The organism is Paraclostridium dentum (assembly GCF_012922555.1).
Lineage (GTDB): Bacteria > Bacillota > Clostridia > Peptostreptococcales > Peptostreptococcaceae > Paraclostridium > Paraclostridium dentum.
Window position 1 is genome coordinate 576,835 of the sequence record NZ_WIPK01000001.1, and the last position, 14,926, is coordinate 591,760.

The 14,926-nt window shown below is 26.5% G+C and carries 15 protein-coding genes; 14 read left to right on the forward strand and 1 reads right to left on the reverse strand.

Annotation, left to right across the window (positions count from 1 at the left end; translation table 11 throughout):
• The first annotated feature begins 88 nt into the window (after positions 1 to 88).
• Positions 89 to 499 (forward strand): PH domain-containing protein, encoded by a 411-nt coding sequence (locus tag GFJ41_RS02705; protein WP_021430819.1) that lies wholly within the window; start codon positions 89 to 91, stop codon positions 497 to 499.
• A 51-nt stretch (positions 500 to 550) separates the two neighbouring features.
• Here the strand turns inward: GFJ41_RS02705 and GFJ41_RS02710 are convergent, their stop codons facing one another.
• Entirely contained in the window at positions 551 to 946 is a 396-nt protein-coding gene (locus GFJ41_RS02710) for a ParB N-terminal domain-containing protein (RefSeq protein WP_170074530.1), read from the reverse strand.
• Positions 947 to 1,250: 304 nt separating this feature from the next.
• Here GFJ41_RS02710 and GFJ41_RS02715 point away from each other — a divergent pair, with 304 nt between their 5' ends.
• The 13 genes from GFJ41_RS02715 to GFJ41_RS02775 all read left to right on the forward strand — a co-directional run bounded on the left by GFJ41_RS02715 (position 1,251) and on the right by GFJ41_RS02775 (position 14,808).
• On the forward strand, positions 1,251 to 2,093 hold the full coding sequence (locus GFJ41_RS02715; RefSeq protein ID WP_170074531.1) for an MBL fold metallo-hydrolase: 843 nt from the start codon (positions 1,251 to 1,253) through the stop codon (positions 2,091 to 2,093).
• Between the two features lie 131 nt (positions 2,094 to 2,224).
• Positions 2,225 to 2,995 (forward strand): Tim44 domain-containing protein, encoded by a 771-nt coding sequence (locus GFJ41_RS02720; RefSeq protein WP_170074532.1) that lies wholly within the window; start codon positions 2,225 to 2,227, stop codon positions 2,993 to 2,995.
• Between the two features lie 135 nt (positions 2,996 to 3,130).
• Positions 3,131 to 3,934 carry an ABC transporter ATP-binding protein gene (locus GFJ41_RS02725; RefSeq protein WP_021430823.1) on the forward strand — a complete coding sequence of 268 codons (804 nt, stop codon included), beginning with the start codon at positions 3,131 to 3,133 and terminating at the stop codon, positions 3,932 to 3,934.
• Complete coding sequence (locus tag GFJ41_RS02730) at positions 3,924 to 6,011, forward strand: ABC transporter permease subunit/CPBP intramembrane protease (RefSeq protein WP_170074533.1); 2,088 nt, start codon at positions 3,924 to 3,926, stop codon at positions 6,009 to 6,011. The genes GFJ41_RS02725 and GFJ41_RS02730 overlap by 11 nt, the downstream gene beginning before the upstream one ends.
• Positions 6,012 to 6,213: 202 nt before the next feature.
• Positions 6,214 to 7,635, forward strand: coding sequence for an NAD(P)/FAD-dependent oxidoreductase (locus GFJ41_RS02735; RefSeq protein ID WP_170074534.1), 1,422 nt, complete (start codon positions 6,214 to 6,216; stop codon positions 7,633 to 7,635).
• Positions 7,636 to 7,637: 2 nt separating this feature from the next.
• Positions 7,638 to 8,534: an FAD-dependent oxidoreductase gene (locus GFJ41_RS02740; protein ID WP_170074535.1), complete on the forward strand. Its 897-nt coding sequence runs from the start codon at positions 7,638 to 7,640 to the stop codon at positions 8,532 to 8,534.
• An 81-nt stretch (positions 8,535 to 8,615) separates the two neighbouring features.
• Positions 8,616 to 9,452 (forward strand): MerR family transcriptional regulator, encoded by an 837-nt coding sequence (locus tag GFJ41_RS02745; protein WP_170074536.1) that lies wholly within the window; start codon positions 8,616 to 8,618, stop codon positions 9,450 to 9,452.
• An 89-nt stretch (positions 9,453 to 9,541) separates the two neighbouring features.
• Positions 9,542 to 10,021, forward strand: a complete 480-nt coding sequence (locus GFJ41_RS02750; protein ID WP_035116496.1) for a dCTP deaminase/dUTPase family protein — start codon at positions 9,542 to 9,544, stop codon at positions 10,019 to 10,021.
• A 174-nt stretch (positions 10,022 to 10,195) separates the two neighbouring features.
• Positions 10,196 to 10,882, forward strand: coding sequence for a ferric reductase-like transmembrane domain-containing protein (locus tag GFJ41_RS02755; protein ID WP_035116495.1), 687 nt, complete (start codon positions 10,196 to 10,198; stop codon positions 10,880 to 10,882).
• Positions 10,883 to 11,030: 148 nt separating this feature from the next.
• A complete protein-coding gene (locus GFJ41_RS02760) occupies positions 11,031 to 12,191 on the forward strand; it encodes an iron-containing alcohol dehydrogenase (protein WP_170074537.1) in 1,161 nt (386 codons plus the stop codon).
• Between the two features lie 185 nt (positions 12,192 to 12,376).
• Entirely contained in the window at positions 12,377 to 13,348 is a 972-nt protein-coding gene (locus tag GFJ41_RS02765; protein ID WP_052169172.1) for a hypothetical protein, read from the forward strand.
• A 209-nt stretch (positions 13,349 to 13,557) separates the two neighbouring features.
• Positions 13,558 to 14,034, forward strand: a complete 477-nt coding sequence (locus tag GFJ41_RS02770; protein WP_035116493.1) for a hypothetical protein — start codon at positions 13,558 to 13,560, stop codon at positions 14,032 to 14,034.
• A gap of 240 nt (positions 14,035 to 14,274) precedes the next feature.
• Positions 14,275 to 14,808: a DUF4825 domain-containing protein gene (locus GFJ41_RS02775; RefSeq protein WP_052169171.1), complete on the forward strand. Its 534-nt coding sequence runs from the start codon at positions 14,275 to 14,277 to the stop codon at positions 14,806 to 14,808.
• Positions 14,809 to 14,926 lie beyond the last annotated feature (118 nt).

A 14,926-nucleotide genomic window follows, 5' to 3' on the forward strand; every position in this document is an offset into this window, starting at 1 on the left:
TAATTAAAATACTATACACTTTACTTGAAATGCGAATTGAAATATGATAATGTTACATAAAATAAACTATTTTGGAGGAGATTTTTTAATGGCTTTTTTTAATAAGTTAGCAGGATATGGATCAATAGATAGTTCAGCAGGAAATAAAATTAAAGATTACCTAATAGATGGAGAAGAGATAATACAAGCATTTACTTTTATAAGAGACTCTATAATATTAACAAATTATGGTATATACTTAGTAGATGTTCAAGGTGTTAGTGGAAAAAAAGTAGAAGTTAAATTTTTCCCTTCTAAAAACGTAAAAAGTATATCTTTTGAATCTGCATCTACATTTGATTTAGATGTTGATATAAAAATAGGAGTTGATGGAAATACGGTTATAAGTCAAAGTGGTATACCTCATAATGCACCTATTTCATTTAAAGTTCCTAAAGCTCAGGCTGAAGAAGCTAGAGAAATTGTTAAACTTGTAAAGATAAACTACTTAGTTAGATAAGTAAATATAAATTACAATAAAAATACACTTAGTAATTTACTAAGTGTATTTTTATTGTAATTCTTTAAGCAAGTTATCACAGTACTTAACCCATAAAATTTCATGTTCAAAATTAGATATTATCCTGTCACTTAAACTTTCTATAGATTCAAGTCCCATTTCTTTAGATTTATTATGAATAGTTAAATAAAGCTTTGTAGGTCCGGGAACCTCTTCTATTGGATGAATTTGTGCAGATATAAATTCTTTGCCGTTTTCAAAGGCAGCCATAGCCCTTGAGTGGCCATCTATAAGTGCGTATTCTCCATCAATCACCCCAACTAGTACTGGAGGAAAGACAGGATTTTTATCTTCGTTATATATTTTTCTTATTTTTTTTAATTTATCTTTATTTATATAAAAATTATTTGGTCTTAATTCCTTTATTGGAAGTTCTTTTAATATCATTTTAGCCCCCCTTTTTCAAAATTATCAACTAGATTTAATATATTAGATATACGAGCAAAATGTCCTTTAATTTAATGTTTTTTTATTAAAACAAAGAATAAAAGAGGTAAGTAGTATAAATCGTAGAATAGTTAAATAAAAGTAGAATTAAGACAGTATATAGATTAAATACGGATATAAACAATAAAAAAAGTAAGAAATTTTAAAAATTAGAGTTTAGTTCTAGCATAAACTGCTTATCAAGACAATTTTAAAATGTGAATGGGAAAATATGTATTACTAAATAAAAGGAGTGTTGAAAATTATGAAGTTAAAAATAATTGGAAGTGGAGGATGTGTTGCACTTCCTAAGCCACTGTGTAAATGTAGAATTTGCAAAGAAGCTAGATTAAAAGGAAATCCGTATTCTAGATATGGATGTAGCTTATTTATAGAAGATTTGGGGATGTTAATAGACACTCCTGAAGATATAACTCAAGCAATCAATTTTTCAGAGATTGATGAAATAAATTATGTTTTATATAGTCATGTTGATCCGGACCATACCCTTGGCATGAGGGTATTTGAACATATAAGATTAAACTGGTTAGAAATTTCTAAAGGAAAAGAATGTACTAATCCAGTAAATGTGCTAGCTATGGAGCATGTAATGGAAGATATAAATTCTATAAAATTTAAACTTGGGTCATATTTAGATTATTATGAAAATGTTAGAAAGTTAATAAGAAGAAAAGTTATAGAAAGTTCTATAATAATAGATGGAATAAAAACAAGTTTCTTTAAGGTTAATCATGCCACTGTATTTGTATTTGAAAAAGATAATAAAAAAGTTATATACGCTCCTTGTGATGTAAAACCATTTCCAAATGATATTATATTTGAAGGCGCAGATTTGCTTATAATAGGAAATACGGTTGTTGGAGATGAACTTAAAGATGGATTTATTCTACAGGCAGATAATCCCCTTAGAAAAGAGCTATTTACATTAGATGAAATACAAAATTTAAAAAATAATTATAGCATAAAAAATGTTATTATAACGCACTTAGAAGAAGATTGGGGTAAGTCTTATGATGATTATACTAAACTAGAAAAACAATATAAAAATATAAAATTTGCATATGATGGAATGGAAATTGAAATTTAGATATATTATATGCACGTAACAAAATTGTTAAATACACTCCTTAACTTAAATTATATATTATAATAAAATATAAAATTGTTATTTTTTGTAAAAATATTATAAAATTATTTATTTAGTTAAAGGGGAGTAACATGAAAAAATTAAGCGTTTTGATAGTATTAATAGTTATCTTTGTTATGTTTACATCTATATCTTTTGCAAGACCTGGTGGAGGTGGACATGGTGGGGGATCTAGTAGTTCTTCAGGAGGACATAGTTCAAGCAGAGGTCATGCAAGTTCATATAATTACAACTCGAAAAAATCATCAAACCCAATTGAGAATGCTATACTTTTTATTTTTATGATTATAGCTATAAAATCAAATAGTATAATTTGCTGTATTAAAGCAGTAAAGAAGCAAAAGCAATGTAAAGTAGCTTTAGTAGATTTAAGCAAATGTGATCAGAATTGGAATTTGAAAAAAATTAATAAAGATATTAAAAAAACATTTTATATTATGTCGGATGCTTGGACAAATATGAATCAGGATATAGCTATTGATTACTCTACTGAAAAGTTATATCAAAATCATAAAACACAGCTTGAGTGGATGAAGGTTAAAGGGGAGAGGAATGTATTGAGGATTCCTAAATTGTTATCACACAAGATAATTGGGATAGATAATACAAACAAAGAAAATATAGGGGAAATATGGGTTTATATAAGAGGGTTTATGATAGATTACATAGAAGTAGACGGAAATATAACTAAAGGAAATAGGTACATTCCAACTTCTTATGTAGAGTATTGGAAATTTAAAAATGAAAATGGTATATGGAAGTTGGATGAAATAAGACAACGAGGTAACTCAAAAACATTAGATGAAATTAATATAAAAATTGTAAAAATTTATAGACATTAAAAAATATTTTGATAAATTTAATTTTAGTCCTTATTTTAACGATTTCAATCCAGTTTTATTTTAAATTACAAATCTAAGGAGTATAATAGTTTTAAAGATCCAAAAATTGTTAAATTAGAAGTTAAGGGGGATAAAATGATAGAAGTAAACAACTTGTGCAAAGCTTTTACTAGAGTTGTAAAAGATGACAATTCTAAAAAAAAGAAAAATTTAACTAAATTTAAAACAAAAAAAGAAGAATTTTTAGCAGTAAATAATATTTCATTTAATGCAAAAGAAGGAGAAATCTTAGGAATACTAGGTCCGAATGGAGCAGGAAAAACAACTTTGCTTAGAATGCTTGGAGGAATATTAACGCCTACATCTGGACACATAGAAGTTTGCGGATATGATTATTCAATAGATAAAAATGCAGCTAAAAAAGAAATTGGATATCTATCTGGAAATACAAAACTTTATAATAGACTTTCTCCAAGAGAATTATTAACAACTTTTGCAAACTTATATGAAATGCCAAAAGATGAAATTGAAAAATCTATAAATGAAGTTATAAATATAATGGATATGGAAAGTTTTATAGATAATAGAATCGAAAACTTATCAACAGGTCAAACTCAAAGAACATCAATCGCAAGATGTCTAGTTCACTCACCCAAAATATACATATTCGATGAGCCAACACTAGGGTTAGACGTAATTAGTAGCAAGTCTATAATAGATTTTATGAAAAATGAAAAGCAAAGAGGAAAAACTGTACTATACTCAACTCACTATATGGAAGAAGCTGAAACTTTGTGTGACAAAATAATTATGATACATCAAGGAGAAATTATTGCAATTGGGACCCCTGAAGAATTAAAGGAAAATACAAAAACTAACAATTTAAGAGATGCATTTATAACTCTTGCAAGTGAGAGGGGGAATTTATTTGAGGAATAAAATAGTAAAACAAATATTTAAAAAAGAAATTTTAGATATATTAAGAGATAAAAAGACTATATTTATGATGATTATACTACCAATAATTTTATACCCTATACTTATGGTAGGTATGACTCAGGTTATGTCTATGTCTATGAATAGTATGGAGAAAGAAAATATAAATATAGCTTTTAATAAAAATCCAAACAAAGCTTTAGTTTCAGTAATTGATGAAACTAATAAAGAAAGAAAAAAAGATAATAGTGAAGTAGGTCAGATAGAGTTAAAAACTACTGATGATTATAAAAAAGATTTAAAAGATGGAAATATAGATGCTTATATAAATATAAATGATAAAAATGGATACCTAAATTTTAATGTTTATATAGACTCATCTGAAAATTCATCAAGCATTGCAAAAGAAGAAGTAGAAAAAATATTAAATACATATAAGGAAGAATTAGTAGAAAATAAAATAAAAGAAAGTGGATTAGATACAAAATCTACACTTGAGCCATTAAGCTATAAAACTTTAGATGTGGCAAAAAATGAAGAAGTAGCTGGTCATTTAATAGGACAGATATTACCATTTGTATTAATTATGGGACTTTTAATGGGAGCTATATATCCTGCGATAGATGTTATGGCAGGAGAAAAAGAAAGAGGTACTTTAGAAACTTTATTTACATTACCTATAACAAATTTAGAGTTGGTTATGGGAAAATATTTAGCTGTATCGCTTTGTGCAGTAGTTTCTGCAATTTTAAATATTTTATCTATATTTATAACAATGGCATTTTTACTTGCAACTCAAGGTATGGTAAGTGAAATGGGGATGATAAGCATTGATTATTCACAAATGATGCTCCCTGGAATAATTACACTTATATGTGTATGCTTATTTGCTATGGTAGTGTCAGCTGTAAGTATGTGTGTATGTTCTTTAGCTAAGAGCTTTAAAGATGCTCAAAACTATATAACACCAGTTACACTATTTGTTATGATACCATCTTATGTTTCTATGGTTCCTACTATTGAATTAGATAGCTTCACAGCTACAATACCTGTAGTTAATATATCTTTACTTATTAAAAGTGTACTAACATTTAATAGTAATATAAGTTTAATAGCTTTAGTTTTATTATCAAATCTTGTGTTTGTTATAATAGCTGTATTGTTATTATCGAAGATGTTTAACTCGGAAGAAATTTTATTTGGAAGTAGTAAAAACTTTGCATTACTAGAGAAAAGAAGCAATATTAAAAAAGGAACTATGCCTTCTGTTGCAGATGGAGTTACTTTGTACGCAGTTGGAGTAGTATTGTTAATATATTTAGGAAGTTTAATTCAATTAAAATTTGGAACTGCTGGGATAGCAGCTACGCAAATTATGATTATTGGTATGCCATTAATATTTGCATGGTATATTAAGTCTGATTTTAAAAATACATTTAATATAAAGATACCTAAAATACAACATGTATTAGGAGGGATAATCCTTTGGGGTGGTGTATTTGTATTTATTAACTTAATAAGTCAAATATTACTTTATTTATTCCCTCAAAATATGCAGGTTGTAGAAGGTCTAAACGAGGCATTAAAAGTAGATGATAGTATATTATTAAATTTAATAGTTATAGCAGTTATGCCGGCTATATGTGAAGAAATATTTTTTAGAGGATTCGTATTTACTTCATTTACTCAAAGTAAAGAGAAGAAAGCTCAATTATGGGGTGTAATCTTTAGTGGTATATTATTTGGATTTATGCACATTGACTTTATAAGAGTTATTCTAACTAGTATTTTAGGAATTGCACTAGGATATGCTGTTTATAAGAGCAAATCAATATTTATACCTATGATAATGCACTTTTTAAATAATTCAATATCTGTATTTGCAATGCACTCAACAAAATCTGATGGATTAATAAGCAAATTAAATGAAGCTTTAACTATAGACTTTAGTAATTTTGAGGTATTTAAGCTTATTATCCTTATAATGATAAGTTTAATATTAGTGTTTATAGGAATTAAACTACTTAGTATAAATAAGAAAAATAAAATAAAATCTAACAATGAAAAAGAGTTAATTTAATTAACTCTTTTTTTCGCTTAAGGAGACTGTATTTGCTAAAAAATTTTAAATTCTATTGTGTTATTATTAAAAAAAATAATGATTATTATTAAAATTATAAATTTTACTTATAGTGAAAATGGGTATATACTATATTTGAAATTAGAAAAGCTAAAATTTGACAAAAAATGATATGAAAGCTCTTTATGAAGGAGGAATCAGTATGAAAGATATTACTGTAATAGGAGCAGGTGTAGTAGGATGTGCCATAGCTAGAGAGTTATCTAGATATGACTTAAATATATTAGTAATAGACAAAAATGAAGATGTTGCTGAGGGAATATCAAAAGCAAATAGCGGTATTATACATGGTGGGTATAATGAAAAAAAAGGAACTCTAAAAGCAAAATTAAATTTAGAAGGAAATGAAATGATGGATGATCTATCTAAAAAACTTCAATTCCCTTTTAAAAGAAATGGAGCTTTAGTACTAGCATTTAATGAAGAAGAATTAGAAAAAGTAAAAGAATTAAAGGCTAATGGAGATGAAATAGGTGTTAAGGGATTAGAAATTTTAAATAAAGACGAAGTTTTAGAGTTAGAGAAAAATATAAATAAAAATGTAGTTGGAGCTTTATATGTAAAAAGTTCTGGAATAGTAAGTCCTTATGAAATGACATTAGCATTAGGTGAAAATGCAGTTGAAAATGGAGTTGAATTTAAACTAGGAAATTCTGTAGTGAATATAAAAAAAGAGTTAAATTCTTATAAAATAGAACTTGATAATAAAGAAGTTGTTGAAAGTAAGATAGTTATAAATGCAGCTGGATTAGGCGCAGATTATTTAACTTATTTAGTTAGCAATGAAAAGTATGAAATTGATCCTGTAAAGGGCGAGTATTGCTTATTTGATAAAGTTGCAGGAACATTATGCGAAAAAACTTTATTCCAAGTACCTAGTAAATTAAGTAAAGGTGTTTTAGTTACACCAACAGTAGATGGAAATTTATTAATAGGTCCTAATGCAAAACATAGTGATACTATAGAAACTTCAAGAGAAGGTATAGATGAAATATTAGAAAAGAGTCAAAAGACTATAAAAGATATTCCTGTAGCTAGAGTTTTAAATACATTCAGTGGATTGAGACCTAAAGTTTGTGGAGGAGATTTTATAATAGAAGAGTCTAGAGATTGCAAAAATTTCATAAATGTAATAGGAATAGACTCACCGGGATTAACAGCAGCGCCAGCTATAGCTAAATATGTAGTAGATATAGTTTCTAAAAATATTCAATTAAAAGAAAAAGAAAACTTTAAAGAGACTAGAACTAAAATGGTTAGAATGAGTGAATTAAACATTGAAGAAAAAAATAAATTAATAGCTCAAAATCCTTCTTACGGGAAAATGATATGTAAATGTGAATTTGTAACAGAAGGTGAGATTATTGATGCAATAAGAAGACCACTAGGTGCTACGACATTAGATGGAATCAAGAGAAGAACTCGTGCTATGATGGGTGGATGTCAAGGAAGTGGATGTATGATTCCAATAAGCATGATATTAAGTAAAGAATTAGGAATAGATATAAGTAAAGTAAATAAAAACTGCAAATCTTCTACAGTTATTGGATATAAGGAGGTTTAATCATGAAAGCATATGACTTAATTATAGTTGGTGGTGGAGCAGCGGGTATACTATGTGCTATAGACGCTAACGAAAAAGGAATCAAGAATATATTATTAATTGAAAAAGACCCTGTATTAGGTGGAGCTTTAAATTTAGGTGATTATAATATAAGTAAAGAAAAAACTATATTAGGAAAAGATTACAAAGTTAGTTTATTAAATAAATTAGATAAATGCAATATAGATGTAAAATTAAATACTATGGTTTTAAAAATAGAGGATAATAATGAAGTTCTTTGCACTAGTCCTGAAAATGGTATAGAAAAAATAAAAGGTACAAATATTATACTTTCAAATGGGGCAAAAGAAGGGTCAAGAAAACCTGTAAATATGGTAGGAGATAGATGTTCTGGAATTCTTACTGTAGGAATGGCTAAAAAGATATTCAATATGCCTCATATGATTCCAGGTAAAGAAATACTTATAGCTGGAAATGCTACACTGTACATGATAGAAAAGGAATTAAAAGATAACAATATAAATGTAGTAGGTATTATTACGACTGATAAAGATGCTAATACTTATGGATTAACTGATAATATATATGATAACTATTCAATAGAATCTATATATGGACAAGGAAGAATAAATAGAGTTAAGTTATCTAAAGGAGATCAAGAGATATTTGTAGATTGTGATACTTTGATATTTTCAAATCCAATGCTTTCAGATGGATTAGTAGCTATGAGAAGTGATATTAAATTAAATCAAGTAACTACAGGCCCGCAAGTTGATAAAACATTTATGACATCAAGAAAAAATATATATGCATGCGGAAATGGAATCTTTATACACAACTCTATAGAAGATATAGAAAGTGAATGTAAAGAAGTTATAGATAATATTGTTTGTAAGTAAGTGTTAATTTATAAAGTAAATAAAAATAATTATAGCCTATAGAGTTGTTCTATAGGCTATAATTATTTTTGAGGTGATATTATGAAACTTTCAACAGGACAAGTAAGTAAGTTATTCGGAATAAGTAAAGACACATTAAGGTATTATGACAATTTAGGGATTTTAAAGCCTGATATAAATAAACAAAATGGCTATAGATGTTATTCTCAAAAACATTTAGATCAATTGAATTTAATTCTTTTAACAAAAGATTTAGATATATCTTTATCTGATATAAAAGAAACTATAGAAAGTGAAGAACTTTGTGAATATAAAGAGTTAATTACAAAGCAAGAAAGTATGATAGAAGAAAAGATTGAAGAGTTAAAGAAAAAACATGCTCAATTAAAAAATTTAAATAAAATAATAAAAACTATAGAAAATTATGAAAATGAGTATGATTTTAATAAAATAAGTATATATGAGAGTACATATAAATTTTATGGTGTTGAGATAAAGAAGATGCTAGAAAAGGAAAACAGCATAAAATATGTAGAATATTTGGATGAAAATTTAAAATGCATGAATGAAGAATGTTACTATACTTTGTATAATGTTATTAATAATGAAAAAATAATAGAAGATGAAAGTATTCTATTTTTAAAAGAAGAAGAAAAAAATAAATATATAACAAAAAAATATAAAGATGAAAATTTAGATTTATTAGAGAAAGTAGTCGCTGGTGAATTTGTATCCACCAATTTTTATGGTGATTTAGATGAATTAGAAAAGTATTTGATGTTGATGAATAAACATTTTAATAAAAATAATAATTTAGATACAGAGGTGTTTATAAAATATGACTTTTATATTCCTAAAAAAGTTGATGATGATAAATACTTTGCTCAAATTATAATGAAACTCAATTCACTTATATAAAAAACTAATAATATATCTGTTTTTGATTTGTTATACAAAAATAGATATGTTATTATAAGTATCAAAGATATTTTTAAAGGAGAAACATAATGAAAGTAAGAGGATTTGAAAAAGTAAGTAAAGCAGAATTTGAAGAAGCAAATGCAGATATAGCATATGAAGAGTTAACATTACCTAATAGAGCAACAAAATTTGCTGCAGGATATGATATAAAAAGTACATTGAATTTTACATTGGAACCAGGAGAAGATATAGTAATTCCAACTGGTTTTAAAGCATATATGCAAGTTGGAGAAATGCTAGCATTATTTCCAAGAAGTGGAATGGGATTTAAATATCAAATACAATTAGCAAATACTGTAGGTATAGGGGATGGTGACTATTATAATTGTGAATCTAATGAAGGTCATTATTTTATAAAGTTAGTTAATAGAGGAAAAAAATCATGGGAAGTTAAAGTAGGTGATGGTATAGGACAAGCTATATTCATGCCAATACTTTTAGCAGACGGAGACGACTTTGAAACTGGTGAATTAAGAACTGGTGGATTTGGAAGTACAGGTAAATAATAAATACTCAAAAGACCCCTATGTCGTAAATTGCGATATAGGGGTCTTTTGAGTATTAAAAAATCATTGACAAAAAAATATTAATAGCATAGAATATTAATGAAATTAATTATCATTATAAAATGATATAAAATACGAATTGATAAAAATTCTAAAAATAAAAGGAGAATGAGTATGAGATTAGTTTATTCATTAATATTTACAGCAGCGCTCGCACTAATTTATACAAAAAGTATAAAAAAGCATTCTAAAATTTTTTATAGTGTAGCTACGGCTATAGCATCGATTACAATAATTTATGAAATTTATAGGTTAATAAGCGATACAAAAATGCAAGGATTTATAGGTGAATTAGAAAAAGCTTTTATGAAAGGAAATGTATCAATAGCATTTTTCTTATTGGTAATGTTTGCAGGAGCATTAAATCCTAAGTGGAAATTAACAAAAAAGTTATTAAGCATAAGAGCTGAATCTGCTATACTAGGGTGTATACTTTTACTTCCACATGGAATAATGTATCTAGTACGTTTTGTTAATAAAATATTAGTTCATAAGCCAATAACAACACTTTACATAGTATATTTGATAGTTGGATTAATAGCATTTATAATAATGATACCACTATTTATAACTTCATTTAAAAATATTAGGTCAAAAATGTCATATGCAGATTGGAAAAAGGTTCAAAGGTGGGCATATCCATTTTACTTTTTAGCATATGTACATATAGTACTTGCCCTTCTTAATGATGATGAGATTGAGATAATTAAGTTAAGTATATATACAGTATTATTTTTAGGATATTTCCTACTTAAAATTATAAAAAATTATAAGTTGAAAAATAAAAATACTAATAGCTAATTCAGGATAAGCATATAAAATGGATACTTTAAATATTTAAAGTATCCATTTTATGATTCTAAGATTACTGTCAATTTAATGTTACAAAATAAAATAGGAAAATATGGTATTATATATATAGATATATACAATAAGGAGTTGATCAACAATGTTAGACTTTACTTTTCACAATCCAACTAAAATAGTATTTGGAAAAGATAAAATAGAAGAATTAAATTCACTTATACCAGAGGATTCAAGAGTTTTAATCCTTTATGGAGGAGGAAGCATTAAAAAGTTTGGAACTTTAGATAAGGTAAAAGGTGCTTTAAAAGGTCGTGAAATATTTGAATTTTCGGGTATAGAACCAAATCCTAAATATGAAACATTAATAAAAGCGGCAGAAATAGTTAAAAAAGAAAATATAGATTTTTTATTAGCGGTTGGCGGTGGTTCAGTAATGGACGGAACTAAGTTTGTAAATTTAGCAGCTAACTATGACGGTGAAGACAAAACTGATTTATTAAACTATGGTTTTAATCCTGTTCCGGTTTCTAAGGGGTTACCTATAGGAACAATAGTTACACTTCCAGCAACTGGATCAGAAATGAATGGAGGAGCAGTTATTTCTTACAATGGAGGTAAGTTCTCTGTTAGAAGTCCTTTATCATTCCCTACATTTTCAATCTTAGACCCAACACTGACATTTACTTTACCTAAGACACAAGTAGCTAATGGCGTAGTAGATACATATATACATGTATTAGAACAATATGCTACATATTCTGTTGACGCAAGATTCCAAGATAGAACATCAGAAGGAATATTAAAGACTTTAATAGAAATTGGAAGAGACACTATAGATAATCCAACAGACTATGATTTAAGAGCGAACTTAGTTTGGTGTGCAACGATGGGACTTAATGGTCTTATAGCTGCAGGAGTTCCTCAAGATTGGACAACACATAAAATAGGACATGAATTAACGGCTTTATATGGAATAGATCATGCTAAAACCTTAGCAGCTATACTTCCGGCACTTTGGGAGGTTAGAAGAAATGAGAAAGGATCTAAACTAATTCAATATGCTGAGCGCGTATGGAATATAAAAGAAGGTAGTGATGATGAAAAAATAGATCTAGCGATAAGAAAAACTCGTGAGTTTTTTGAAAGCTTAGATATGCCAACTCATTTATCAGTATATGGACTTAAGAAAGAAGATGTAGATACTGTTGTAAATTCTCTTGAATGTCATGGAATGACTAATTTATCAGAAAGAGGAGATTTAGGATTAAATATAAGTCGCAAAATAATAGAAAAAGCACTTTAATTATTTTGTTTTAAATTAAAATAAAAGCTATAGTTTTATAACTTATAAAACTATAGCTTTTATTTATAAATAGAAAAATATATTATATTAAATTAGTGTATCAAAAAAATTAAAAATACAAAAAACGAGTTATTTAATTATAAAATGAGAATAATAAAACTACTAAAACTAAAAGGAGACTAATTATGCTAAAGACAAAAATTACAATTTTAATTTTAGTGGCTTTAATGGGAAGCACAATAGTGTCAAATGCAAATGAAGTTAACACACAAGACCTGATTTTAGGTGGATGTAAGTTAAAACAATGCGAAGTAAAAAGTGATAAAAGAACAAAAAATTATGACGAAGAAAATATTATAGAGAGATTTTTCAGACCATCTAAACTTCCAGTTTTAAATGATAAAGACGAAAGTTCACTTTATAATATGTATGGTAGTAAAGATGTAAATTTAAAGATACCAAACAACCTTTTAAAAACTCCAGAAGATACGATAATAAATTATTTTAGTGTTTTAAGAGAAGCTGCAAATCCAACTGAAGATAACCATACAGGATGTGGATCATTAGGAGATACAAGAGGACCTTACCCTGTTGCATATAACTTTTTATCGAATTCATATAAGCAAGGTCATAGCTATGAAGAGTATTTAAAATCATTTGAAAATAAGCTTCATATAAATTTAATTAAACTTAATAAGTTGCCTAGTGATGAAAATAATAAAACAGATTTAAAATACTTTGTTGAATTAGAAATAATAGAAGGAACCAATGAAAAGAAAGGTGTTTTTGCTTACTATTATGGATATATTTATCTTAACAAAGAAAATGGAGTTTACAAGATAAAAGATATGCAGTATGCACCTGAGAATTATTTATGTGCACCATATCATGGTTGGAACTATGATGCTAAACTAGTAGTAGAGATTAAATATAGAGATTGGTGTTCTTTAGTATCAGGGGACGTAAAGGTAAAACAAGATGGTTATGAGAAAAAAGTATATTTTAAAGACAAAGATGGAAATCATTACTATGTGCTTTTCTATCAACTAACTAATGGATATGATATAAAAATAGCTGACTACAAGAAAAATAAGAATGGTAAGTGGGAAGTTATATATATAAACCCTGAGAGCTGTTTAGAAAAGAAAAATTCTTAAAAGAAAAAATCCGAGTATAGTTAATTAACTCGGATTTTTTCTTTTAAATAAATTAATTCAAAATGCATTTTACAACACAATATAAAATTTAACTATCAACATGTAAGTATAGTTATTCTAATCAATATCAATTAAATAGAGTAAATAATAAGTTTAATATATATTTGTAATATTATTAATTAATGCTAAAATAGAGTAAGGAGGGAATTATGAAGAAAATTTTAGATTATATAAACAACTTAAGTGAAGGTAAATTCATAGCCTTATCTATACTAGTAGCATTAGTCTGTACAGTACCTTTTGATTTTTTCAAAATTTATTCTAACACATACATGGGGTTAGAATTTTCAGGGACTATGTCATTTGGATGGGGCTTTTTAGTAGCTGTTATTATAGGACCAATAGTTGAGTCTATATTAATAGTTATAGTTAGTAAACTTATAGGGCAGGCAACAGACAATAAATTTATGATAACATCTATAACTGCAATATTACTTTCAGGAATTCAAAACTATAGTTTACCTTATGCAATTATAATTTTTATACCATCTTTTATTTTTGTTTCGGCATACACATTATATAAAAATAATAAAAAATTTAATTCATTTTCAATAATGGTAATTATAAATATGCTATATAGTGTTATACAAATTGGATTTACGATTTTAGCAAAAAAAATTATTTAAATAAAAAACTATGGTCTAAAATAGTCCATAGTTTTTTATTTGTTTGAATAAATGAAATTAATAATATTAATTAAAAATACGAATATATTAATAATAATAATTTACTTTGATTTTTATAAATTTTAAAAAGTATTATTAAGCTGTAAAAAGATTAGTTACAGTGTGGTAACAAATATTAAAATTAGTTACCTAATTATGTATAATCATTAGTACTTAGAGCGAATTTAGGGAGGGGTGCAAGTGAAGTATACACGTTTAAAATTGAGAGTATTATTATTTATAATATTGATTGGAGTATTCAGTATAATTGGGTGTAGTCAAGATAATAAAGAACAAAGTGAAATAACACTAGGAGAAAAAGTTGAAAAACTATTAAAATATAAAGGTTCTAATATAGGAGATAATAGTGCTGTTGGAAATATTTCTAACTATTTACTTGCAAGTGATAATCTACAAGGATTTGAATTAAAAACTGGAGAAGAACCTTATGAAATTACATTAAAGTATAAAGGATTTGAAGAGTCTCAAATTATTATAAGCACAAATGAAACAATTACTCTTCCGTTTTCAGATGTAATGATAAAAAATTCAATGGTTTTATTTTCTCTTATAAAAAATGTAGATATTATAAATTTAGAATTAGATGACGGATCAACTATTACATATAAAAAATCCGAATTAGTTGATGCCTATGGAGATAAATACGGAAAAAAATTAGAAAAAATAATAGAGAATAAAACGAGTCTAGAAAGTTTTTTAACAGGAGAAGTATAAAATAAATAATATATAGTTAAGAATCTAAGCATACAAAAGTAAGATTTGCTTAGATTCTTTTTTACTAAATTGGAAAGTTTAATTATAGTTATTTTTTACATTGAACTAATATATGTTA